Raw genomic sequence first — 23662 nt, 5'->3', positions numbered from 1 at the left:
AGTAATAGCTTCTCTTTTTTTCTTCCATTGCTAACCGCTGGTCAATTTTCAGCGCCATTTTTTCGCTTTTTTCCTGGAGATCCGTGATGTCTGCTCCCTCTGTTCTGATCGCCGGTTGCGGCGATGTCGGTAGCCGCCTGGCGACGCAATTGCTCGCCCAGGGTTGGCAGGTCCATGGTCTGCGGCGCTCGATCGAGCGTTTGCCGGAGGGTGTCCTCGGGGTGGCCGGTGACCTGTTCGCCGAGCAGCGGCCTGAGACCTGGCCGAGTGGCCCGCTGGATTACCTGGTGTATTGCGCCGCCGCGACCGAGCACGATGAGGCGGGTTATCGCGCAGCCTACGTCGAGGGGTTGCGGCATGTATTGAGCTGGCTCAGGCAATCTGGCCAGCGGCCACGGCGCCTGCTGTTCGTCTCCAGCAGCAGCGTGTATGTGCAGCAGACGGGCGAGTGGGTCGACGAGACTTCGCCGACCGAAGCCGAGGGTTATTCCGGGCGCTTGATGCTGGAGGCCGAGCAGGTGGCGCTGGATAGCGGCATTCCGGCGACCCGGGTGCGCCTGACCGGTATCTACGGGCCGGGTCGCGAGTGGTTGTTGACCCAGGTCCGGCGCGGTTATCGGGTGGCGGTGGAGCCGCCTTTATATGGCAATCGGATTCATGCCGACGATGCGGCTGGCCTGCTGGCGTTTCTGCTGGAGGCTGATCGCGACGGGAAGGTGCTGGAGGATTGTTATATCGGTGTCGATGATGCGCCGGCGCCGCTGGCCGAGGTGGTGGGCTGGTTGCGCGAGTACCTGGGGGTGACCGAGTGGGCCGAGGATGCCAGCGTTCGCCGCACGGGCAGCAAGCGTTGCAGCAATGCCCGGGCGCGGGCCCTGGGCTGGGCACCGCGTTATCCGAGTTTCCGCGAGGGTTATGCGGCGATTCTTGAAGGGCGCTGCTGAGTTATTTCTCCAGCAACCATTGGCGAGGGCCAGGGTTGAGCTGCGGCTGGTCATCGGGCTGGGCCGAGTTCAGCGCCTGGAAGATTTCCAGTTGCTTGCCCTTGCGCACGAAGATCCAGGCCGCGCCCTTGTTGCCTTGCTGCAACCAGATGCTGTCGTTCTCACCGCTCATGGAGGCGCAATCGCCCGCCAGGCACAGGGCGTAGCGGTCGGCGCCGGGCAAACCTTCGAGGCGTCCGTCCGGCAGGAATTTCACCTGGCCGCCTTCGCCCGGGCCGCTGCTGATCTTCCAGTCGCCACCCATATAGGCCGCGTACAAGGCCTGCTCGAAGCTGGCGCCCACCGGCGCATTGGCCGGCAATTGGGTCTCGGCCCGCACGAATGGCTGTTCAGGCTCCGAATCGCTGGCGCTCTGGATCAGTTCCTTGCCGTCGCGCGCCAGCGCAGTACCGGCGCTGCCGTAGAAATCGACATGCCACTGCTTGCCGTCCGCGCGCACATGGCCCTCGGGGCGTTCGAAACCGTTGCTGTAGCGGGCCTGGCCGTTACGGGTGTCGATGCTCCATTCCAGGTTCGGCCCGTAGGTTTCCAGGGCCTCGCGCAAGCTGCCCTTTTTAACGGCGGCATCGATGGCGGCCTGGTTGATCCAGGTGCCGCTGATGTCGTATTTGGCGGGGTCGCTGGCGCAACCGCCGAGCAGGAGGGCAAACACCGAGAAGGCAAGCGCTTTGCGCATGGTGGAATCCTTTGCAGACGAAGCTGGCGCAGCGGGAGGGCTGCACCAGGCAGTGCGGGGTTGTTCGAGGGTGGGGCGGTTACTCGAGGACCAGGATCGCGTCCATCTCGACCTGCGAGCCGCGTGGCAGGGCGGCAACACCAATGGCGGCGCGGGCCGGGTATGGCTGCTGGAAGTACTTGCCCATGATCTCGTTGACCTTGGCGAAGTGGCTCAGGTCGGTGAGGAAGATGTTCAGCTTGACGATGTCCTTGAACGAACCGCCAGCCGCTTCGGCCACGGCCTTCAGGTTTTCGAAGACCTGTACGGTCTGGGCTTCGAAGCCGTCCACCAGTTCCATGGTTTTCGGGTCGAGGGGAATCTGGCCGGACATGTAGACGGTGTTGCCAGCCTTGATCGCCTGGGAGTAGGTGCCGATGGCGGCTGGGGCTTTGTCGCTGCTGATAACGGTCTTGCTCATGAACAGGTTCCTTGTAATGGGCGGCTACGTAGACGGGCTATTGAGCTATGCGCGCATGCGGGTGATGCGGATCACCCCGGTCAGGGCGCGCAGTTTCTTGATCACGCGGGCCAGGTGCACGCGGTCGTGCACGCTGACCACCAGTTGGACCACGCTGATGCGACCATCGCGTTCGTCCATGCTGATTTTCTCGATATTGCCGTCGGCGGCATTGACGCTGCTGGCCAGCAGGGCGATCAGGCCGCGCTGGTGTTCCAGCTCGACGCGCAGCTCGACGTTGAATTCGCCGGTGACATCCTTGGCCCAGGAGAGCTGGATGCATTTTTCCGGGTTGTGGCGGATTTCGCTGATATTGCGGCAGTTGTCCAGGTGCACCACCATGCCTTTGCCGGCGGACAGGTGGCCGACAATCGGGTCGCCCGGAATCGGCGTGCAGCACTTGGCGTAGCTGAGCACCAGGCCTTCGGTGCCGCGGATCGCCAGCGGACCTTCGGGGCTGGGCAACTGTTCGCCTTCGCCGAGCAGGCGGCGGGCGACCACATAGGCCATGCGGTTGCCCAGGCCGATGTCTTCCAGCAGGTCTTCGATCAGTTCCAGGCGGTATTCGTGGAGCATGGCCAGCACGCGCTCGCCCGGGATCTTGTCCAGGGCACTGTCGAAACCGTTGAGCACCTTGTTCAGCAGGCGTTCGCCCAGGCTGATGGATTCGGAACGGCGTTGCAGTTTCAGGGCGTGGCGGATATGGGTGCGGGCCTTGCCGGTGACGACAAAGTTGAGCCACGCCGGATTCGGGCGCGCGCCGGGGGCACTGACGATCTCGACCGTGGAACCGCTTTGCAGCGGTTCGGACAGCGGCGCGAGACGGCGATTGATCCGACAGGCAATGCAGCTGTTGCCGACGTCGGTATGCACCGCGTAGGCAAAGTCCACCGCCGTGGAGCCTTTCGGCAGCTCCATGATCCGGCCCTTGGGCGTGAACACGTAGACCTCGTCCGGAAACAGGTCGATCTTCACGCTTTCGATGAATTCCAGGGAGTTGCCGGCGCGTTGCTGCATTTCCAGCACGCCCTTGACCCACTGGCGGGCCCGGGCGTGGGTGCCCTTGGGCTGCTCGTCGCCGCTGGACTTGTACAGCCAGTGGGCGGCGATGCCGTTGTTGGCCATCTCTTCCATTTCGCGGGTGCGAATCTGGATCTCGATCGGTACGCCGTGCATGCCGAACAGTGTGGTATGCAGCGACTGGTAGCCGTTGGCTTTGGGAATTGCGATGTAGTCCTTGAAGCGGCCGGGCAGGGGTTTGTACAAATTATGTACAGCGCCGAGGACCCGGTAGCAGGTGTCGACCTTGTCGACGATGATCCGGAACGCGTAGACGTCCATGATCTCGTTGAAGGCCCGGCGCTTGCCGCGCATCTTGGTGTAGATGCCGTACAGGTGCTTCTGCCGTCCGCTGACTTCACCCTGGATGCCGTCGACGGCCAGGCAGTGGCTCAGGGACTCTTCGATCTTGTTGACGATTTCCTTGCGGTTGCCCCGGGCGCGCTTGACCGCCTGGTAGATCCGCGCGGAACGCATCGGGTGCATGGCCTTGAAGCCGAGGTCTTCGAATTCGATGCGGATCGCATGCATGCCCAGCCGGTTGGCGATGGGTGCATAGATCTCGAGGGTTTCCTTGGCGATGCGCCGGCGTTTTTCGCCGGACAGCACTTCAAGGGTGCGCATGTTGTGCAGGCGGTCGGCGAGCTTGACCAGGATCACGCGAATATCGCGGGCCATGGCCATGGCCATCTTCTGGAAGTTTTCCGCCTGGGCTTCGGCCTTGGTCTCGAAATTCATCTGGGTCAGTTTGCTGACCCCGTCGACCAGTTCGGCCACGGTTTCACCGAACTGCGCTTGCAGCGCTTCCTTGGCGATCCCGGTGTCTTCGATCACGTCATGGAGCATGGCCGCCATCAGGCTCTGATGGTCCATGTGCATGTCTGCAAGAATATTGGCCACCGCCAGCGGATGCGTGACGTAGGCTTCGCCGCTGCGACGGCGTTGACCGTCATGGGCTTGTTCGGCGTAGAAGTACGCCCGGCGGACCAGGTTGACCTGGTCGGCGCCGAGGTAGGTCGATAAGCGATCGGCGAGGGCGTCTATGCTCGGCATGAGGTTTCCCCCGACCGAAGCCTTGTACCCTGCGCCGTGCTACGTCGACCAGGCATAGGCTTAGACGGCCTCGTTGGACTCGTCCTCGAAGGCGGCGAAGACCGGGTCTTCATGGACGATATCCTGTTCAGCGATGAACTCGTACGTCACGTAGCCTTCGGCGATTTCCCGCAGCGCCATTACGGTTGGTTTGTCATTTTCCCACGCCAGCTTCGGCTCTTTGCCGCCGGTCGCCAGTTGACGAGCACGCTTGGTGGAGAGCATGACCAGCTCAAAACGGTTAGCCACATGTTCTAGGCAGTCTTCAACGGTTACGCGGGCCATGGTGTTCCTCGTAGCAAATGCGGTAATCACGCTACCCGGATGGGCGAGCGGACTGAACAGTTTAAAAAATCACCAGCGTTTAGGGAAGCGCTGATTTTCCCAGTCGCTTCGCCACCGCGCCACGAGTACCAATGTAAAGCCCTCGCGGCGCTTTTGGGAAGTGTTGCTTATGCCAGCAATTCACTCAATAGTTGAGTGAAATGTTGCTGCTGGGGGCGCTGCTGCAAGCGATTGGCGCGGAAAATCGCCTTCAGGTCGTCCAGCGCGTGGGCAAAATCGTCGTTGATGATCAGGAAATCATATTCGACGTAGTGGCTCATTTCGCTGACCGCTTCGCGCATCCGCCCTTCGATGATCGCGTCGCTGTCCTGGCCACGGTTGGTCAGGCGCTGGCGCAGGGCCTGCTGGCTCGGCGGCAGGATAAAGATCGAGCGGGCCTCGGGCATTTGCCGACGCACTTGTTCGGCACCCTGCCAGTCGATTTCCAGGATCAGGTCGTGGCCTTCGTCCAGGGTCTGCTGCAGGCGGCTCTGGGACGTACCGTAGAGGTTGCCGAAGACTTCGGCCTGCTCGAGGAAGTCACCGTGCTCGACCAGGCGCACGAACTCGGCGCGGTCGACGAAGTGGTAGTTCACGCCGTCGGTTTCGCCCGGGCGCATGGCGCGGGTGGTGTGCGAGACCGAGACGCGGATTTGCGGCTCGGCATCGATCAGGGCCTTGACCAGGCTGGTCTTGCCTGCGCCCGACGGTGCGGAAATGATGTAGAGGGTGCCAGTGCTGTGGGTCATGTCGGGTTAGCCTTACTCGATGTTCTGTACTTGTTCGCGCATTTGCTCGATCAACACCTTGAGGTTGACCGCCGCCTGGGTGCTGCGCGGGTCGAAGGCCTTGGAGCCGAGGGTGTTGGCTTCGCGGTTGAGTTCCTGCATCAGGAAGTCCAGGCGTCGGCCGGCCGCGCCAGCGGACTTGAGCACCCGGCGGACTTCGATGATATGGGTGGCGAGGCGGTCGAGTTCTTCGGCCACGTCGCTTTTCTGCGCCAGCAGGACCATTTCCTGCTCCAGGCGGGTCGGATCCAGCTCGGCTTTCATGTCGGCGAAGCGGTCGAGGACTTTCTGGCGCTGGGTGGCGAGCATCTGCGGAACCTGTTCGCGCAGGGTCGCGACATCGCCTTCGATGGCGTCCAGGCGCTCGACGATCAAGCGGGCCAGTTCCGCGCCTTCGCGCTGGCGGCCGTTCTTGAGTTCCTCGAGTCCCTGGGTGAACAGGGCCAGGGCTTCGTTGTTCAGGGCCTGCGGATCGCTGGCGTCGGCCACCAGCACGCCAGGCCAGGCGAGCACTTCCAGTGGGTTCAGCGCGGCAGGCTGCTTGATCAGGCCGGCGACGGTTTCGGCGGCGGCGATCAGTTGGGTGGCGCGCTCGCGGTCAATCTGCAGGGCCTTGCCGGTGGTTTCCTCGGTGAAGCGCAAGGTGCATTCCAGTTTGCCCCGGGAGAGGCCCTGGCGCAGGGCTTCGCGCACCGCGCCTTCGAGGTCGCGGAACGATTCCGGCAAACGCAGGTGGGGTTCCAGGTAGCGGCTGTTGACCGAGCGCAGCTCCCAGCTCAGGGTGCCCTGGCTGACGGCGCTTTCGACGCGGGCGAAGGCGGTCATGCTGTGGACCATGGAAGTACCTCGCGATTCAGGTCCGCCGCCGCAGGGGCGGGCCGGACCGATGAATGAATTAAAGCCGACAGGCAGCAAAGGCGCAGGATTGTAGCGCAGTGCGGCCGCTGTCCCCAAACCGCAACACTGTCATGACGCAGGCCGTAAGGTATTTAGAGGTGCCCAGCACAGGCCCTGGCCTCTATAATGCTCGGTAGATTTCCGTCCTCGTACAGGTATTCCCAGATGAAACGTCCAAGTGGTCGCGCTGCCGATCAGCTCCGCTCGATCCGCATCACCCGCAACTACACCAAACACGCCGAGGGATCCGTACTGGTCGAGTTTGGTGATACCAAAGTGATCTGCACGGTCAGCGTCGAGAACGGTGTGCCGCGTTTCCTCAAGGGTCAGGGCCAGGGTTGGCTGACCGCCGAGTACGGCATGCTGCCGCGCGCCACCGGCGAGCGTAACCAGCGTGAAGCCAGCCGCGGCAAGCAAGGTGGCCGGACCCTGGAGATCCAGCGCCTGATCGGTCGCTCGCTGCGCGCCGCGCTGGACATGTCCAAGCTGGGCGACGTGACCCTGTATGTCGACTGCGATGTGATCCAGGCCGACGGTGGCACCCGCACCGCATCCATCACTGGCTCCATGGTCGCGCTGGTCGATGCCCTGGCGGTGATCAAGAAGCGTGGCGGCCTGAAGGGCGGTAGCCCGCTCAAGCAGATGATCGCCGCGGTATCGGTGGGCATGTACCAGGGCGAGCCGGTACTCGACCTGGACTACCTGGAAGACTCGGCAGCCGAGACCGACCTGAACGTGGTCATGACCAGCACCGGTGGCTTCATCGAAGTCCAGGGCACCGCCGAAGGCGCGCCGTTCCAGCCGGAAGACCTGAACGCGATGCTGGCATTGGCGCAGAAAGGCATGAACGAAATCTTCGAATTGCAGAACGCCGCGCTGGCCGACTGAGGATTCGAGCTTTTTCCAGGATGAAGGAGAGCGCCATGAGTGATGAACAACTGCCCGTACCCGCACCGAGCCAGGAAGTCAGGCAGTGGGCAATGTTCTGTCATTTGTCGGCGTTTCTTGGCTACTGGTTTCCATTCGGCAGCCTGATCGGGCCGCTGATCCTGTGGCAGATGAAGCGCGAGCAGGACCCTTTCATCGATGCCCAGGGCAAGGAAGCGCTGAATTTCCAGATCACCGTGGCGATCGCGGCGATGGTCTGTATTCCGCTGATGTTCGTCCTGATCGGCATTCCGCTGTTCGGCTTGCTGGTGATCGCGGCGGTGGTGTTGACCATCATTGCCGGGGTCAAGGCCAATGAGGGCGTGGCTTACCGCTATCCCTTCACCTGGCGGCCGGTCAAGTAGCCCCTGATGCCGACACGCAAAAAAGCCGACGTGATGTCGGCTTTTTTGTCGCTGCGAAAAGACCCTTAGATGGTCAGCGTCCAGTCGTAGTCGACGATCAGCGGCGCGTGCTGCGAGAAACGCGGCTGGCGCGGCAGGCGTGCGCTACGGACGAAACGGCGCAGGCCCGGGGTCAGCAACTGATAGTCGAAACGCCAGCCGAGGTTGAGCATCTCGGCCTGTTCGTTATCCGGCCACCAGCTGTACTGGTCGCCTTCGCGGCTGACTTCGCGCAGGGCATCGACATAACCCATGTTGCCGACAATCTCGTCCATCCAGGCCCGTTCCGGCGCCAGGAAACCCGGGGATTGCTGGCTGTCGCGCCAGTTCTTGATATCCAGCTTCTGTTGCGCGACGTACAGCGAGCCACAGTAGATGTATTCGCGACGTTTGCGCCGCTGTTTGTCCAGATAGCGGGCGAAGTCGTCCATAAGCTTGAACTTCTGGTTCAAGTCTTCATCGCCGTTCTGCCCCGAGGGAAGCAGCAAGGTCGCGATGCTGACCTTGTCGAAATCGGCTTGCAGGTAGCGCCCGTAGCGGTCTGCCGTCTCGAAACCGAGACCGCTGATGACAGCCTTCGGTTGCAACCGCGAATACAGAGCCACGCCACCCTGGGCGGGGACTTCGGCATCGCAGGCATAAAGGAAGTAGCCATCCAGTTGGAAGGCTGGGTCGTCCAGTTCAAAGGCGGAGGCACGGGTGTCCTGCAGGCAGATGACGTCGGCATTCTGAGCTTGCAGCCAACTGAGCAAACCACGCTCGACTGCGGCTTGAATACCATTGACGTTCACACTGATGATCCGCATAAATGGCCCCAAAAATCACGTGCGTGTATGATACCCCAAGGTCTACCTAATTAGCTAAATCCGTGGTATTTGGGGCTTTTTTCATGCAGGCGTATCAACGCGACTTCATTCGTTTTGCCATCGATCGCGGGGTTTTGCGCTTCGGTGAGTTCACCCTGAAGTCGGGACGTACCAGTCCTTACTTCTTCAATGCCGGTCTGTTCAACAGCGGTTCGGCCCTGGCCCAGCTGGGGCGTTTCTATGCGTCGGCGATCGTCGAGAGCGGCATTCCGTTCGACGTGCTGTTCGGCCCGGCCTACAAGGGTATCCCCTTGGCGGCAGCCACCGCCGTGGCCCTGGCCGAGCATCATGGGCGTGATCTGCCCTGGTGTTTCAACCGCAAGGAAGCCAAGGCCCACGGCGAAGGCGGCAGCCTGGTCGGCGCGCCATTGGCCGGCGATGTGCTGATCATCGACGACGTGATCACCGCCGGCACCGCGATCCGCGAAGTGATGCAGATCATCCAGGCCCAGGGCGCCAAGCCTGCCGGCGTGCTGATTGCACTCAACCGCCAGGAACGCGGCAATGGCGAGCTGTCGGCGATCCAGGAAGTCGAGCGTGACTTCGCGATCCCGGTGGTCAGCATTGTCTCCCTGACCCAGGTCCTGGAGTTTCTCGCCGACGATGAGCAACTCAAGCAGCATTTGCCTGCGGTTGAGGCTTATCGCGCGCAATACGGGATCTGACGTCCCTTGCGCCGTGGGTATCGGTGGTTGCCCCTGATGCTCTGTGTGTCCTTTGCCGCCCAGGCCGAGGACGCATCCGGCGTGCTGTTGTATCGCTATGTCGACAGCCGGGGCGTCACGGTGCTCGACCGCCAGGTGCCCCCGGAGTACGCGGGCAAGGGTTATCAGGTGCTGAACTCGCGGGGGCGGGTGGTGCAGACGATTGCACCGGCGCCGACGGCCGAGGAGCTGGCGCGTCTGCAGGCGCAGAAAGCCCAGGCCGATGCCAATGCGCAGCTGTTGCAGCGTTATTCCAGTGTCGGTGAGGTAGACAAGGCCCAGGCTCGAAAGCTTGCCGAGCTGGACGCGATGATCGCGAGCATCCAGACCAATCTGCAGGCCTTGCTGGCGCAGCAGGCCAGTCTGCAAAGTCAGGCGGCGGAGCAGGAGCGGGCGGGGCACGAGGTGCCGCCGCAGTTGCTCGGGCAACTTGCAGGGATACGGGATGAACAGGCGCGACTGAGGGCCGATATTGCCCGGGACCAGGCGGCGCGAGTCCAGGTGCAACAGGATTTCGCGGTGGATCGGGCGCGGGTGGAGCAGTTGACGCGCTGAGGCGTGGTCGGCACGAGCCTGTAAATACTGCCTTGACCCTCGACGCGTAGCTACGGCCGACGCGATCCTTGTAGGAGCCTGGCTTGCCAGCGAAGAGGCCCGCAAGATCTCTGCAAGACTCAAGGGCCTCATCGCTGGCAAGCCAGCTCCTACAGGGGGTTGTTGCGTTTTTGAAGCCGTATTTCTGTGATCAGTGACGCTTGCGGTTGCTGATCAGGGTGCCCATGCCGGTATCGGTGAAGATCTCCAGCAGCACCGCATTCGGCACCCGGCCGTCGATGATCAGCGAACTGCCGACGCCGCCCTGTACCGCTTCCAGTGCACAACGAATCTTCGGCAGCATGCCGCCATAGATGGTGCCGTCGGCGATCAGCTCGTCGACCTGGACGGTGCTCAGGCCGGTCAGGACCTTGCCTTCCTTGTCCATCAGGCCGGCGATATTGGTCAGCAGCATCAGCTTCTCGGCCTTCAGGGCCTCGGCGATCTTGCCCGCCACCAGGTCGGCGTTGATGTTGTAGGACTCGCCATTGGCACCCACGCCAATCGGCGCGATCACCGGGATGAAGTCACCCTTGACCAGCAGGTTCAGCAGATCGGTGTTGATCCCGACCACTTCGCCGACCTGGCCGATGTCGATGATTTCCGGCTGGGTCATTTCCGGGGTCTGGCGGGTCACGGTGAGCTTTTTCGCGCGGATCAGCTCGGCGTCCTTGCCGGTCAGGCCGATGGCGCTGCCCCCGTGACGGTTGATCAGGTTGACGATGCTCTTGTTCACTTGCCCGCCCAGGACCATCTCCACCACGTCCATGGTCTGGGCGTCGGTCACGCGCATGCCGTCGATAAAGTGGCTCTCGATGGACAGGCGCTTGAGCAGGTCACCGATCTGCGGGCCACCACCGTGGACCACCACCGGGTTGATCCCCACCGCTTTCATCAACACGATGTCGCGGGCAAAACCGGTTTTCAGCTCTTCGCTTTCCATGGCGTTGCCGCCGTACTTGATCACCAGCGTCTTGCCGACGTATCGGCGGATGTAAGGCAACGCTTCGGAAAGAACCTTGGCGGTATTGGCAGCGGCATCGCGTTCGAGGGTCATTCAGGGCTCCGGTGGAACAAGTGGTCGGACGGTGCAAAGACTACGCTTTTACACCGTCCAAAGGTCAGAACGGTAGTGGGAGATCAGGCGCAACACGTTTCAATTGGGCGTGGAACACGTCCTTGATGCGCTGCAATTCGGCGTCGCTGTCGGCTTCGAAGCGCAGCACCAGCACCGGCGTGGTGTTGGAGGCGCGGACCAGGCCCCAGCCCTGGGGATAGTCGACCCGCACACCGTCGATGGTGGTCAAGTTGGCGTCGCCCCAGTCGGCGTCGCGTTGCAGTGCATCAATGATGCTGAATTTGCTCACGTCGGTCACATTGATATTGATTTCCGGCGTGGAAATATCGTTCGGGAAGGTCGCGAACAGCTCTTCGGCGCTGGATTTCTCCTGGCTGAGGATCTCCAGCAGGCGCGCGGCGCTGTAGATGCCGTCGTCGAAACCGAACCAGCGTTCCTTGAAGAAGATATGGCCGCTCATTTCGCCGGCGAGCAGGGCACCGCTTTCCTTCATCTTTTTCTTGATCAGCGAGTGGCCGGTTTTCCACATCACCGGACGACCGCCGTATTCGCGGATCAAGGGGGTCAGGCGGCGGGTGCACTTGACGTCGAAAATGATGTCCGCGCCCGGGTTGCGCGCCACCACGTCCTTGGCGAAGAGCATCAGCAGGCGGTCGGGGAAGACGATGCTGCCGGTGTTGGTCACCACACCGACGCGGTCGCCGTCGCCGTCGAAGGCCAGGCCCAGGTCGGCATGGCTTTCCTTGACCTTGGCGATCAGGTCCACCAGGTTCTCGGGCTTGCCCGGATCCGGGTGGTGGTTGGGGAAGTGGCCGTCGACCTCTTCGAACAACGAGATCACTTCACAGCCCAGGGCCTCGATCAGCTTGGGCGCGATGACCCCGGCGGCGCCGTTGCCGCAGTCGACCACGACCTTGAGTTTCCGCGCCAGGACGATGTCGTTGCGGATCTGCTCGAAGTATGGGGTGAGGATGTCGACTTTCTCGACACTGCCCTTGCCGCTGCTCAGGTCGTTGGTCTTGAGGCGGGTGTGCAGGGCCTGGATCTGTTCGTTGGCCAGGGTGTCGCCGGCGATGACGATCTTGAAGCCGTTGTAGTTCGACGGGTTGTGGCTGCCGGTGAGCATCACCCCGGACTTGCCGGCCAGCACGTTGGCGGCGTAGTACAGCGCCGGGGTCGGCACCAGGCCGACATCGCTGACGTGGCAACCGCTGTCGTGCAGGCCCTGGATCAACTGCTGGACCAGCTCCGGCCCGGACAGGCGACCGTCACGACCGACCGAAACGTTGGGTTCGCCCTGGGCCAGGCTCTGCGCGCCGATGGCGCGGCCGATCCAGTAGGCGGTTTCGCCGTTCAGGGTCTCCGGGACCGTGCCACGGATGTCGTAGGCGCGGAAAATGCTGTCAGGGAAGGTCGGGATGCTGTTCATCGTTGGGGGCTCCGTTCCCAGGAAATCCTGGTGTTCGTCGAGAATATCGATATCGAGAATGTCGGTATCTTGGAACAGCGGATCGGCCCAGACGATACTTGGCGTCGTGGGCTGGATCGGCGCTGGGGCGCTGCGGATCGCAGTGCCTGGATCAATGCCGGCAGGCTCGGGATGACCGTTGCGCAAGGAAAAGCGCGCCAGTTCCTGAGCCAGCCCATTGAGGGCCGGCAGGCTCAAGCTGAAGGCTTTGACGGCTTTGCCGCCGGAGAGTTCGCGAAACAGTTGCTCCAGCTGTCGGGCATCGCCGTCGAGACGGTTCTGCAGGCGTTTGTGCGGCAGGTAGATGCCCAGCAGGGCACCGCCCAGGGCGAACAAGGCGGCGAGTACCGTCAAGGCGTAGGCGCTCAGGGGGTAGGACAGCTTGAGCGAAGGGCCCGGGCTGAACTTCAGGACCCAGTTGGGGTTGCCGGTGCCAAAGGGATAGCTTTCGTCCGCTGCCGCCGTTCCGCGCTGGTCCAGCACTTGTTCCGGGCTGCCGAGGACACTTTGCGTCAGGCGCAGCTCGCCGGTTTCCGGGTGCCAGGTGGTGAAGGGCTGGAGCAGTCGCTGCAGGTCGAAGACCAGCAGCAGGGTGCCGCCACTCTGGGCATCGGCGGGGGCCTTGAGCGAGGCCGCGCTATAGACCAGCCAGCGTTGGCCGATCTTGTAGGCTTCCGGCGCCGGGTGGGTGCCGCGTTCGGTGCGGGTGATCAGGTCCAGAGCCGAGAAATTCAGCGGCGCGGCGCGGTCATTGCTCGGTTGGGCCTGGCCGGGCAGGTAGAGCTGCGCGTCCACCAGGCCGTTGGCGAAGCGCAGGCCGGCTTCCGCAGCCTTGACCTGGTCGGCGTTCTGGCTTTGCAGGGCCTTGAGCAGCGAAGGGTCAAGGGCCGCCGCCTCGGTCTGGGCGATCAGGTCGTGGGTCGCCTGGCTCAGGCCTGCGGCCGCCACGGCGCCGGGGGCTTGCGCCAGGCTGCCGCGCAGCGTCTGGTTCCAGGGGCCAACCACGCCAAACCACAGGAGCGCGGCGGCCAGGGCCAACCCACCGAGGGCAAGCTGCAGCCCTGGTAGCAGAGGGTTGGTGGCGTCGCCAGGAGGTGGATGGTCGTTGCTTTCATGACCGCCGGCGGTCTTTGCGTTGCGCTTGAAGCCTTTCAAATACTGCCTCCGAGAGGGTCATCCTGAAAATCAACGCGCACCGTTCGGACCGGGCCTGGATCAGCTTAGGTCAATGGCTGCCCGAATGCCCGAAGCCACCGGCACCGCGTTGGCTTTCGTCAAAGGTTTCAACCAGTTCGAAGTGTGCCTGGACCACCGGCACCAGCACCAGCTGGGCAATCCGCTCGCCGACGACGATGTTGAAGGCGGTCTGGCCACGGTTCCAGCAGGACACCATCAGTTCGCCCTGGTAGTCGGAGTCGATCAGGCCCACCAGGTTGCCCAGCACGATGCCGTGTTTGTGGCCCAGGCCGGAGCGCGGCAGGATCAGGGCGGCAAGGCCCGGATCGCCGATGTACACCGACAGGCCGGTGGGGATCAGCAAGGTCTGGCCCGGTTCCAGTACGGTGTCCTGCTGCAGCATGGCGCGCAGGTCGAGGCCGGCGGAGCCGGGCGTGGCGTACTGTGGCAGCGGGAATTCGCCGCCGATGCGTGGGTCGAGGATCTTGGCTTGCAAAGCGTGCATGAAAATTAAACCTGGTTCAGTCGTTCGGCGATAAAGGAAACCAGCTGGCGGGCAATCTTGCCCTTGCTGGTCTGGGCAAACAGCGTCGCGTGGAGCTCGCGGTCGATCACGCTGCAGGCGTTTTCCTCGCTGTTGAAGCCAATGCTGGGGTTGGCCACGTCATTGGCGACGATCAGGTCGAGGTTCTTGTCCTTGAGCTTGCGCGCGGCGTAGTCGAGCAGGTGTTCGGTTTCGGCGGCGAAACCGACGCTGAACGGACGGTCGGCACGGCTGGCGATAGTGGCCAGGATGTCCGGGTTACGCACCATCTGCAGCAGCAGGCCGTCGCCGTTCGTAGGGTCTTTCTTGAGTTTTTGCGGGGCAACGACTTCCGGGCGGTAGTCCGCGACCGCTGCCGAGGCGATAAACAGGTCGCAGGGCATGGCGGCTTCGCAGGCGGCGAGCATGTCGCGGGCGCTGACCACGTCGATGCGGGTCACCCGGTCCGGGGTCGGCAGGTGCACGGGGCCGGTGATCAGGGTCACCCGCGCACCGGCTTCCACCGCGGCTTCGGCCAGGGCGAAGCCCATTTTTCCGGAGCTGTGGTTGGTGATATAGCGCACCGGGTCGATGTTTTCCTGGGTCGGGCCGGCAGTGATCAGCACGTGTTTGCCGGTCATGGCCAGGTGCTGGAAGCAGTCGGCGGCGCACTGCGCCAGGTCCGTGGCTTCGAGCATGCGTCCCAGGCCGACGTCGCCGCAGGCCTGGCTGCCAGAGGCCGGGCCGAAGACTTTGAGGCCGCGGCTTTGCAGCAATTGGGTGTTGGCCTGGGTGGCCGGGTCGCGCCACATGGCCTGGTTCATCGCCGGGGCGATGGCCACGGTGGCGTCGGTGGCGAGCACCAGGGTGGTCAGCAGGTCGTTGGCGATGCCCTGGGCCAGACGGGCGATCAGGTCGGCGGTGGCCGGGGCGATGAGCACCAGGTCGGCCCATTTCGCCAGCTCGATATGGCCCATGGCGGCTTCGGCGGCCGGGTCGAGCAGGTCCAGGTGCACCGGGTGCCCGGACAGCGCCTGCATGGTCAGGGGGGTGATGAACTCGCTGCCGCCACGGGTCATGACCACGCGCACTTCGGCGCCCTGGTCGAGGAGTCGGCGAACCAGCTCGGCGCTCTTGTAGGCAGCAATGCCGCCGCCGACGCCGAGAACGATGCGTTTCCGATACAGCCGCTGCATAGACCTGCCTTTTAGTCCGGTGATGGCTACCCCCTGACGACGCCTCCCCAGGCCGGATCAGGGGTAAAAATGATGGGCTAAGATAACACAGCGACCGCCAGGGAACAGCGGCGCCACAAGGACAGGGAGGTGGAATGAGTATTCGTGATTGGCCGGCGGCGGAGCGGCCGCGGGAGAAGTTGCTGGAGCAGGGCGCGGCGAGTCTGTCGGACGCCGAGTTGCTGGCGATCTTTCTGCGTACCGGGGTTTCCGGCAAGAGCGCGGTGGACCTGGCCCGGCACCTGTTGAGCCGGTTCGGCAGCCTGCGCAATCTGCTGGAGTCCGACCAGCAGGCGTTTGGTCGCCAGTTGGGGCTGGGGCCGGCGAAGTTCGCGCAATTGCAGGCCGTGCTGGAGATGGCCCGCCGGCATCTGGCCGAGCGCCTGCGCCGCGACTCGGTGCTGGAAAGCCCGCGAGCGGTGCGCGATTACCTCAAGGCGATGCTGCGCCATGAGCCCCATGAGGTGTTCGCCTGCCTGTTTCTCGACAGCAAGCATCGGGTGCTGGCGTTCGAGCCGCTGTTTCACGGCTCCATCGACAACACCAGCGTCTATCCACGGCAGGTGGTCAAGCGGGCGCTGGCGCACAACGCGGCGGCGTTGATCCTGTGTCACAACCACCCTTCGGGGGTCGCCGAGCCCAGCCAGGCCGATCATGTGCTGACCAAACGGCTGAAAACGGCGCTGGAGTATGTGGATGTGCGGGTGCTCGATCACTTTATCGTCGGCGAGGGCGAACCCTTGTCGATGATGGAGCGTGGCTGGATGTAGGGGAGCCGGGGATGATCCCCTGTAGGAGCCGGCTTGCCGGCGATGGCGTCTGTAAGGGCGCCGCAAGGATCGAGGGCCTCATCGCCGGCAAGCCGGCTCCTACACAGGGTGTGCCGATTTCAGGGCTTGAGGCTGACCTTGGAAAAATCCTGCCGCCCGAACGGACTCACTTCATAGCCATGGACGTTCTTGCGCAGCAAGGCGAAGGCCGTCGGATGCGCCAGCGGCACCCACAGCGCCTGTTGCTGGATCTGCGCCTGGGCCTGCTCGTACAGCTTGCTGCGCACCCCTTGTTCGCTGGTGGTCTTGCCGGCACTGATCAGCTTGTCCAGCCCCGCGTCGCAGTAACGGGCGAAATTGGTGCCCGATTTCACCGCCGCACAGGAGAATTGCGGGGTCAGGAAGTTGTCCGGGTCACCGTTGTCGCCGGCCCAGCCCATGAACAGCAGGTCATGCTCACCGGCCTTGGCCCGGCGGATCAGCTCGCCCCATTCGATCACGCGGATCTGCGCCTGGATGCCGACTTCGGCGAGGTCGGCTTGCAGCAACTGTGCGCCGAGGCTCGGGTTGGGGTTGAGCAGGCTGCCCGACGGGCGTGTCCAGATGGTGGTCTGGAAACCGTCCTTGAGCCCGACCTTGGCCAGCAGGGCCTTGGCTTTTTCCGGGTCATGGGCGTAGCCGGGCAGGTCCTTGGCGTAACTCCAGGTGTTGGGCGGGTACGGACCGTTGGCGGCCTCGGCGGTTTCTTCGAACACGGCCTTGAGGTAGCTGGTCTTGTCGACGGCGAGGTTGATCGCCTGGCGCACTTCCGGCTTGTCCAGGGGTGGGTGCTGGCTGTTGATCGCGATGAAAGCGGTCATGAAGGCCGCGGTTTTTTCCACCTTGAGCGTCGGCTCTTTACTGGCGGCCGCAACATCCAGGGGCTTGGGCGAGAGCGCGATCTGGCATTCATTGCGCCGCAGCTTTTGCAGGCGGACGTTGGCATCCGGGGTAATGGCGAAGATCAGGCTGTCGACCGCCGGCTTGCCGGCGAAGTAGTCCGGGTTGGCGCTGTAGCGGATCGAGGCGTCCTTCTGGAACCGGCCGAACACGAACGGGCCGGTGCCGATCGGTTGGCTGTTGAGTTTTTCCGGGGTGCCCGCGGCCATCAGCTTGTCGGCGTATTCCGCCGGATAGATCGAGGCGAAGCCCATGCTCAAGGCGGCGAGGAAGGTCGAGTCGGGGTGATCGAGGGTGAAACGCACGGTCAGCGGATCAACCGCCTCGATCCGTTTGATCAGGCTTGGCAGTTGCAGCGACTGGGCGTGGGGGAAACCGCTCTGGGCGATCTGGTGCCACGGGTTGGCCGGGTCGAGCATGCGTTCGAAGCTGAAGCGCACGTCGGCGGCGCTCAGGTCGCGGGTCGGCTTGAAGTAGTCGGTGTGATGGAATTTCACCCCCGGATGCAGCTTGAACTCGTAGACCAGGCCGTCGTCGGACACGGTCCAGCTGTCAGCGAGGCTGGGCACCAGCTTGCCGCTGTCGGCATCGAAGTCCACCAGGCGGTTCATCAGCACGTCGGCCGAGGCATTGGTGGTGCTCAGCGAGTTATACTGCACCACGTCGAACCCATCGGGGCTGGCTTCGGTGCAGACGCTCAGGGTGCTGGCGGCGAAGGCCGGCACCGCGAGGAAGGGGACGAGCAATAGCGGTAGGGCAGCGAGACGCATATTCAGTATCCTTTGCAGGTCGTTGTCCCATCTGCGAGTGCAGTCTGGAAAAGTCCTACCCTAGAGGTATGGACGGTAATTGACTATCCCGTTTTTACCGGGTTTTTCAGTTTGCCTGCTTCCCTCGATATTTTCACCGCACGGTTTGGCGGGCCTTTTGCGCCGCTGACCGGTATTGTGCGACGAGCGGCCTTTCGGGGCGCCAGCCCACGTTGCTGGCGTCCTGGCCGCTCATTGGCGGTGCGCCGTCGAGGTTTTAATCGCACTTGATGTTGTTGCACCTGAGTCTTTCTGGTATAAAGCAGCGCTCTTTTCTAGGGGCCCGGTTCCTTCGCTTGTAGGTGTAGCCGGTAAGACCCTTAAAGAAACGCGGCGCCTGGCGCCAAATGACTGAGAGATTAAGCGGCCAACCCATGCCGGGTTGGGCATGTGGTTTTAGAGGGCTGAGGCATGTCTAGAGTCTGTCAAGTTACCGGTAAGGGTCCGGTGACTGGGAATAACATTTCCCACGCAAACAACAAAACCCGTCGTCGTTTCCTGCCGAACCTGCAGCATCACCGCTTCTGGGTCGAGTCCGAGAAGCGTTTTGTGCGTCTGCGCGTATCCGCCAAGGGCATGCGTATCATCGACAAGCGCGGCATTGATGTCGTGCTGGCCGAAATCCGTCGCGATGGCAAGGTATAAGGAGCTAAATCATGCGTGAATTGATTCGTTTGATCTCGAGCGCCGGTACTGGTCATTTCTACACGACTGACAAGAACAAGCGCACTACTCCGGACAAAATCGAGATCAAGAAATATGATCCGGTTGTTCGTAAGCACGTGATCTACAAGGAAGGCAAAATCAAGTAATTGATTTTGTTTTTCGAGAAAAACCCCGACTCGTTCGGGGTTTTTTTTTCGCCTTTTTTCGGCCCGCTCCTGCCGTTTGCGTGTCTGATTCCTACATTTTTCCCGTTGCGCCTTTCCTAGACTGGGTGAACACCGAAAGGATGCGGATGTGGAGAACGCTCATGATGATTGCGAGGAGGTTTGGAATTTTGCTGCTGGTGGTCCTGGCGGCGGGCAGTATTGCGGTTTCGGCGGAGCCGCCGAATGAACAGGCCGGCACGGACGCCTATGTGCGCAGGATGACCGAGGCGACCCGGGCCGCCTGGCCTGCGCTGGCTGAGTTCAACGAGGTCACCCGGGTCTTCGCGGATGTTCAGCTGCTGACCAGCAACGGGCGGCGGGCCTGGTTGATGAACGCTCACGGCGGGCATGAGATCGACATGGCGGCCGTCAGGGCGCTGGGGCTGTCGTATGGATACAAGTCGTTCGACAAGCTCCGCTGGCAAGGTCGCCCGACCGTCTTTGTCGGGATGGGCGAAGCGTTGCCCGAGGATGAGCTGCTGCGGCTGAAGGACCCGCAGGCGGTCCCCGAGCTGTTCAGCCTGGCGACCCACGAGGCCTTTCATTTCTACGCCGAAGCAGCCTGGGCGCATCATCCGGATGCCGAGCGCAGCATCCGTTATCCCGCCGTTGCCGAGCCGCGGCTGTATCGCAACCTGATGATTCGTCACTTGCTGGCGGCAGCCCGGGGTGAGATCGATGGGGTCGAGCGGGCCGGCTACTGGTATCGCCGCTGGTTGGACGAGCATGCCGATGAGTCGACGGACATTCGCAATACCGACCGCTCCGAAGGCAGTGCCCGCTATGTGGAGTGGGTTGCCCAACTGCTGGCGCTCGGGCTGGGGCCGGGCACTGTCGAATGGCAACGGCTGATGCTCGAGAAGCTCAGCCTCTCGAGCCGGACCGAGTATCTGGCGGCCGATCATGAAAGTTATGCACTGGGTGCCCTGGCAGGGCATCTGCTCGATCGCCGGGGTGTGAACTGGCTGCCTCGCGTTGCCCGGGGAGAAATGCCCGTGTCGATTCTCCTGGGTTCGGTGGTGCCCCTCGAAAACCCGCCTGACGAGTCCCTGGGGCGACGCCTGCGAGAAGCGATTGCCGAGACCAATCGCGAGGCGGCGCAAGCCTTCGAGCCCTTTCTGCGGCGCTTCAACGACCCGGCGGGCCAACGCCTGCTGGTGCCGCAGGGAGCCATGCAGGGGAGTTTCGGTCTCGGCAATACCTACCGTATCGCCGCGCTGTCCGAGAAAATTGAAACCGGAGTCGATGCCCGGTTCGCCTTGAGCGACGGTCGTATCGACCTGCGGACGGCGACGGTGGCCTCCCATGTCAAAGAGGACTGTGGCCGGAAGGATTTCTACTGGATCCTGGCCCTGAGCGAGGCCGAGTTCGAGGAAACGGCCGAGGGGCGCCTGCGTTTCGAGCGCGATGACCTCCAACTGGACATTCCCTATCCGCTCAAGTCCAGCCAGGACCCACGGTCCTGGTGTGTCCAGGTCTGATCAGGCTTTCTGTTCGAAGACCACATAGATTTTGCGGCAGTGCTCCAGCACTTCCCAGGTGCCCTTGAAGCCCGCCGGGATCACGAAGCGATCGCCGGCGCGCAAGGTTTTGGCGTTGCCGTCTGCGTCGCGCAGCACCGAGACGCCCTGGACGATTTCGCAGTATTCATGCTCGGTGTAATTCACCGTCCACTGGCCCACCGCGCCTTCCCAGACGCCGGCATTCATCTGCCCGCAAGGGCTGCCATAGTGGTTGTAGATCGTTTGCTCGGGATCGCCCTTGAACACTTTCTCCGCTGCCGGCCGAAAGCGTTCCGGTACGGGAGTGGCTTCGCTGAAATCGACGATGTCCTGGATGCTCATGGTGCTCTTCCTCTGCGGTGACGGGCCTGGGGTCGCAAGCACCGAGTCTATGTTTATTAAAACGAACATGGCAACGGCGTTTGACGAGTCTTTGTCAAATATATTGAAACTTCAGGTGCCGCTGGTTTAGGGTGGTGGGTGCCATGGGCCCAGATCGGGGCCCGTTGGGCAGAATTCCGAACGGTGCTGGCGCAAGAGCGCATGGCTCCAGTATTTCAATAAGAGGAGGACACTCGAATGACCACCCTGACTCGTGCTGACTGGGAACAACGTGCCCGTGAGCTGAAGATTGAAGGCCGCGCCTACATCAATGGTGAATACACCGCCGCGGTCTCGAATGAGACGTTCGAGTGCATCAGCCCGGTCGATGGCCGCCTGCTGACCAGCGTCGCCAGCTGCGATGCGGCCGATGCCCAGCGCGCCGTCGAGAGTGCCCGCGCGACCTTCAATTCCGGTGTCTGGTCGCGCCTGGCCCCGGCCAAGCGCAAATCGGCGATGATTCGTTTCGCCGCGCTGCTGAAGGTCAATGCCGAGGAGCTGGCCCTGCTGGAAACCCTCGACATGGGCAAGCCGATCAGCGATTCCCTGCACATCGACGTGCCCGGCGCGGCCCAGGCCCTGAGCTGGAGCGGCGAGGCCATCGACAAGATCTATGACGAAGTGGCCGCCACTCCCCACGATCAACTGGGTCTGGTGACCCGCGAGCCGGTGGGCGTGGTCGCGGCCATCGTGCCGTGGAACTTCCCGTTGATGATGGCTTGCTGGAAGCTCGGGCCGGCGTTGTCCACCGGTAACTCGGTGATTCTCAAGCCTTCGGAAAAATCCCCGCTGACCGCGATCCGCATTGCCGCCCTGGCGGTTGAAGCCGGTATTCCGGCGGGCGTGCTGAACGTGTTGCCGGGTTACGGTCACACCGTCGGCAAGGCCCTGGCCCTGCACCAGGATGTCGACACCCTGGTGTTCACCGGTTCGACCAAGATCGCCAAGCAACTGCTGATCTACTCCGGTGAGTCGAACATGAAGCGTGTCTGGCTCGAAGCCGGCGGCAAGAGCCCGAACATCGTCTTTGCCGATGCTCCGGACCTGCAGGCCGCCGCCGAATCCGCGGCCAGCGCCATCGCCTTCAACCAGGGCGAAGTCTGCACCGCCGGTTCGCGCCTGCTGGTGGAACGTTCGATCAAGGACCGCTTCCTGCCGCTGGTGATCGAAGCGCTGAAGGCCTGGAAGCCGGGCAATCCGCTGGACCCGGACACCAATGTCGGTGCCCTGGTGGATACCCAGCAGATGAATACCGTGCTGTCGTACATCGAATCGGGCCATGCCGATGGCGCCAAGCTGGTGGCCGGTGGCAAGCGGACCCTGCAGGAAACCGGTGGCACCTACGTCGAGCCGACCATCTTTGATGGTGTGAGCAACGCGATGAAGATCGCCCAGGAAGAAATCTTCGGCCCGGTACTGTCGGTGATTGCCTTCGACAGTGTGGAAGAGGCGATCAGCATTGCCAACGACACGCCGTATGGCCTGGCGGCGGCGGTCTGGACCGCGAACATCTCCAAGGCGCACCTGACCGCCAAGGCCCTGCGGGCCGGCAGCGTGTGGGTGAACCAGTACGATGGCGGCGACATGACCGCACCGTTCGGTGGGTTCAAGCAGTCGGGCAACGGCCGCGACAAGTCGCTGCATGCGTTCGACAAGTACACCGAGCTGAAGGCGACCTGGATCAAGCTGTAATCATCAGGACGCAACAAAACCTGTAGGAGCCGGCTTGCTGGCGATGAGGCCCTCGAACCTTGCATGGTTCTTGCGGACGCTATCGCCAGCAAGCCGGCTCCTACAGGTCGGGGTTTAATCAGGATCTTGTCTGCATGATCGGGCAACGCCCCTGGCACAGCCGGACTCTCCGCAAGGAAGTCCGGCTGTGTCGTCTTGAACAAAAACTATCCACAGGAGTGTGGAACATGCGTTGGGCGACTTATTTCGCCGTGCTGGCTTCGGTACTCAGTGTCGGGCTGGCACTGGGCGTGAGCATGCCGTTGGTGTCCCTGCGGTTGGAAAGCTGGGGTTATGGCACCTTCGCCATTGGCGTAATGGCAGCGATGCCGGCCATCGGCGTATTGCTGGGGGCCAGTATCTCCAGCCATCTGGCGGCGCGCTTCGGCACTGCCCGGCTTATGGCCCTCTGCCTGTGGGCCGGGGCCTTGTCCATCGGTTTGCTGGCGCTGCTGCCCAGCTACCCGGTGTGGCTGGTGCTGCGCCTGATGATCGGGGTGATCCTGACCATCGTCTTCATCCTCGGCGAGAGCTGGATCAACCAACTGGTGGTCGAGCAATGGCGCGGACGCCTGGTGGCGCTGTATGGCAGCACCTATGCGCTGAGCCAACTGTCCGGTCCGCTGCTGCTGGCCGCCGTGGGTACCGAGGGCGACTACGGTTTCTGGGGCGGCGTGGGCTTGCTGGTGGCCGCGCCGTTCCTGTTGCTGGGGCGCAGTGGCGCGCCAACGACGGAGTCCAATCGCGTCACCCTGGCGGACTTGCTGGGCTTCTGTCGGGGGTTGCCGGCCATTGCCTGGGCCATTTCGCTGTTTGCCGCCTTCGAGGCGATGATTCTGACGTTGCTGCCGGTCTACTGCCTGCGCCAGGGCTTCACGGCGGATATTGCCCTGGCGATGGTCAGCACCGTGGTGGTGGGCGATGCCTTGTTGCAGTTGCCGATTGGCGCCTTGGCCGACCGTTTGTCCCGGCGCGCGCTGTTCACCGGTTGCGCCCTGGCCCTGATGCTGTCGAGCCTGGCGGTGCCGCTGTTGCTCGACACCTTGCTGATCTGGCCGTTGTGGGTGCTGTTCGGGGCCAGCGCGGGCGGGCTGTTCACCTTGTCGTTGATCCTGATCGGCGAGCGTTATCGCGACGACGCGCTGGTGCGGGCCAACGCCCATGTGGCGCAGCTGTGGGGCATCGGCTGCCTGATCGGGCCGTTGGTGGCGGGGGCGGGCAGCCAGTGGATCAGCGGGCATGCCTTGCCGTTGTTCATGGCTGCGGGGGCCTTGGGCTTGCTGGTGCTGGTGTTGCGTCAGGGCGCCTTCGGCACCGCGCAGCCGGCCGGCTGATGGCGAACCT

24 protein-coding genes are annotated in these 23662 nt (G+C 63.0%); 11 read left to right on the top strand and 13 right to left on the bottom strand.

Annotation, left to right across the window (positions count from 1 at the left end; translation table 11 throughout):
• Positions 1-86: 86 nt before the first annotated feature.
• Positions 87-944, top strand: coding sequence for an SDR family oxidoreductase (locus tag CWE01_RS19590; protein WP_100942191.1), 858 nt, complete (start codon positions 87-89; stop codon positions 942-944).
• A gap of 1 nt (position 945) precedes the next feature.
• Here CWE01_RS19590 and CWE01_RS19585 read toward each other — a convergent pair whose 3' ends face one another.
• The 6 genes from CWE01_RS19585 to CWE01_RS19560 all read right to left on the bottom strand — a co-directional run bounded on the left by CWE01_RS19585 (position 946) and on the right by CWE01_RS19560 (position 6279).
• On the bottom strand, positions 946-1680 hold the full coding sequence (locus CWE01_RS19585) for a hypothetical protein (protein WP_100942190.1): 735 nt from the start codon (positions 1678-1680) through the stop codon (positions 946-948).
• A 79-nt stretch (positions 1681-1759) separates the two neighbouring features.
• Positions 1760-2140, bottom strand: coding sequence for a RidA family protein (locus CWE01_RS19580; protein WP_100942189.1), 381 nt, complete (start codon positions 2138-2140; stop codon positions 1760-1762).
• Positions 2141-2185: 45 nt separating this feature from the next.
• Positions 2186-4291: a bifunctional GTP diphosphokinase/guanosine-3',5'-bis pyrophosphate 3'-pyrophosphohydrolase gene (gene spoT / locus CWE01_RS19575; RefSeq protein ID WP_100942188.1), complete on the bottom strand. Its 2106-nt coding sequence runs from the start codon at positions 4289-4291 to the stop codon at positions 2186-2188.
• 60 nt (positions 4292-4351) lie between these two features.
• Positions 4352-4615 (bottom strand): DNA-directed RNA polymerase subunit omega, encoded by a 264-nt coding sequence (rpoZ, locus tag CWE01_RS19570; protein WP_100942187.1) that lies wholly within the window; start codon positions 4613-4615, stop codon positions 4352-4354.
• Between the two features lie 167 nt (positions 4616-4782).
• A complete protein-coding gene (gene gmk, locus CWE01_RS19565) occupies positions 4783-5403 on the bottom strand; it encodes a guanylate kinase (RefSeq protein WP_100942186.1) in 621 nt (206 codons plus the stop codon).
• A gap of 12 nt (positions 5404-5415) precedes the next feature.
• The gene (locus CWE01_RS19560; protein ID WP_100942185.1) at positions 5416-6279 is read right to left on the bottom strand and encodes a YicC/YloC family endoribonuclease; all 864 of its coding nucleotides are present in this window, start codon (positions 6277-6279) and stop codon (positions 5416-5418) included.
• A gap of 225 nt (positions 6280-6504) precedes the next feature.
• Here CWE01_RS19560 and rph point away from each other — a divergent pair, with 225 nt between their 5' ends.
• Positions 6505-7227 (top strand): ribonuclease PH, encoded by a 723-nt coding sequence (gene rph, locus CWE01_RS19555; RefSeq protein ID WP_100942184.1) that lies wholly within the window; start codon positions 6505-6507, stop codon positions 7225-7227.
• Between the two features lie 35 nt (positions 7228-7262).
• Complete coding sequence (locus CWE01_RS19550; RefSeq protein WP_100942183.1) at positions 7263-7631, top strand: DUF4870 domain-containing protein; 369 nt, start codon at positions 7263-7265, stop codon at positions 7629-7631.
• Positions 7632-7696: 65 nt separating this feature from the next.
• Here the strand turns inward: CWE01_RS19550 and CWE01_RS19545 are convergent, their stop codons facing one another.
• A complete protein-coding gene (locus CWE01_RS19545) occupies positions 7697-8476 on the bottom strand; it encodes an exodeoxyribonuclease III (RefSeq protein WP_003176915.1) in 780 nt (259 codons plus the stop codon).
• An 83-nt stretch (positions 8477-8559) separates the two neighbouring features.
• Here CWE01_RS19545 and pyrE point away from each other — a divergent pair, with 83 nt between their 5' ends.
• Positions 8560-9201, top strand: a complete 642-nt coding sequence (pyrE, locus tag CWE01_RS19540; protein WP_100942182.1) for an orotate phosphoribosyltransferase — start codon at positions 8560-8562, stop codon at positions 9199-9201.
• Positions 9202-9237: 36 nt separating this feature from the next.
• Complete coding sequence (locus CWE01_RS19535) at positions 9238-9795, top strand: DUF4124 domain-containing protein (protein ID WP_100942181.1); 558 nt, start codon at positions 9238-9240, stop codon at positions 9793-9795.
• A gap of 190 nt (positions 9796-9985) precedes the next feature.
• Here the strand turns inward: CWE01_RS19535 and argB are convergent, their stop codons facing one another.
• The 4 genes from argB to coaBC form a co-directional block, all read right to left on the bottom strand.
• Entirely contained in the window at positions 9986-10891 is a 906-nt protein-coding gene (gene argB, locus CWE01_RS19530) for an acetylglutamate kinase (RefSeq protein ID WP_100942180.1), read from the bottom strand.
• A 64-nt stretch (positions 10892-10955) separates the two neighbouring features.
• Positions 10956-12341, bottom strand: coding sequence for a phosphomannomutase/phosphoglucomutase (locus tag CWE01_RS33695; RefSeq protein WP_218176790.1), 1386 nt, complete (start codon positions 12339-12341; stop codon positions 10956-10958).
• A gap of 1264 nt (positions 12342-13605) precedes the next feature.
• The gene (gene dut / locus CWE01_RS19520) at positions 13606-14061 is read right to left on the bottom strand and encodes a dUTP diphosphatase (protein WP_100942178.1); all 456 of its coding nucleotides are present in this window, start codon (positions 14059-14061) and stop codon (positions 13606-13608) included.
• A gap of 5 nt (positions 14062-14066) precedes the next feature.
• The gene (coaBC, locus tag CWE01_RS19515) at positions 14067-15275 is read right to left on the bottom strand and encodes a bifunctional phosphopantothenoylcysteine decarboxylase/phosphopantothenate--cysteine ligase CoaBC (protein ID WP_100942177.1); all 1209 of its coding nucleotides are present in this window, start codon (positions 15273-15275) and stop codon (positions 14067-14069) included.
• 134 nt (positions 15276-15409) lie between these two features.
• Between coaBC and radC the strand changes: the two genes are divergently transcribed.
• Positions 15410-16084: a DNA repair protein RadC gene (radC, locus tag CWE01_RS19510; protein WP_100942176.1), complete on the top strand. Its 675-nt coding sequence runs from the start codon at positions 15410-15412 to the stop codon at positions 16082-16084.
• Positions 16085-16203: 119 nt separating this feature from the next.
• Here radC and CWE01_RS19505 read toward each other — a convergent pair whose 3' ends face one another.
• A complete protein-coding gene (locus tag CWE01_RS19505) occupies positions 16204-17793 on the bottom strand; it encodes an ABC transporter substrate-binding protein (protein ID WP_100942175.1) in 1590 nt (529 codons plus the stop codon).
• Between the two features lie 450 nt (positions 17794-18243).
• Between CWE01_RS19505 and rpmB the strand changes: the two genes are divergently transcribed.
• The 3 genes from rpmB (at position 18244) to CWE01_RS19490 (ending at position 20185) form a co-directional block, all read left to right on the top strand.
• Positions 18244-18477 (top strand): 50S ribosomal protein L28, encoded by a 234-nt coding sequence (gene rpmB, locus CWE01_RS19500; RefSeq protein WP_100942174.1) that lies wholly within the window; start codon positions 18244-18246, stop codon positions 18475-18477.
• Between the two features lie 11 nt (positions 18478-18488).
• Complete coding sequence (gene rpmG, locus CWE01_RS19495) at positions 18489-18644, top strand: 50S ribosomal protein L33 (RefSeq protein ID WP_003177274.1); 156 nt, start codon at positions 18489-18491, stop codon at positions 18642-18644.
• 161 nt (positions 18645-18805) lie between these two features.
• On the top strand, positions 18806-20185 hold the full coding sequence (locus CWE01_RS19490) for a hypothetical protein (protein ID WP_100942173.1): 1380 nt from the start codon (positions 18806-18808) through the stop codon (positions 20183-20185).
• Here CWE01_RS19490 and CWE01_RS19485 read toward each other — a convergent pair whose 3' ends face one another.
• On the bottom strand, positions 20186-20548 hold the full coding sequence (locus CWE01_RS19485; RefSeq protein WP_100942172.1) for a cupin domain-containing protein: 363 nt from the start codon (positions 20546-20548) through the stop codon (positions 20186-20188).
• Between the two features lie 237 nt (positions 20549-20785).
• Between CWE01_RS19485 and CWE01_RS19480 the strand changes: the two genes are divergently transcribed.
• Together CWE01_RS19480 and CWE01_RS19475 are read left to right on the top strand one after the other, a co-directional pair.
• The gene (locus CWE01_RS19480; RefSeq protein WP_100942171.1) at positions 20786-22279 is read left to right on the top strand and encodes an aldehyde dehydrogenase; all 1494 of its coding nucleotides are present in this window, start codon (positions 20786-20788) and stop codon (positions 22277-22279) included.
• Between the two features lie 227 nt (positions 22280-22506).
• On the top strand, positions 22507-23652 hold the full coding sequence (locus tag CWE01_RS19475; RefSeq protein ID WP_100942170.1) for an MFS transporter: 1146 nt from the start codon (positions 22507-22509) through the stop codon (positions 23650-23652).
• Positions 23653-23662 lie beyond the last annotated feature (10 nt).

The organism is Pseudomonas sp. QS1027 (genome assembly GCF_002814235.1).
Taxonomy (GTDB): Bacteria; Pseudomonadota; Gammaproteobacteria; order Pseudomonadales; family Pseudomonadaceae; genus Aquipseudomonas.
This window is presented reverse-complemented; position numbering and strand designations above follow the sequence as displayed.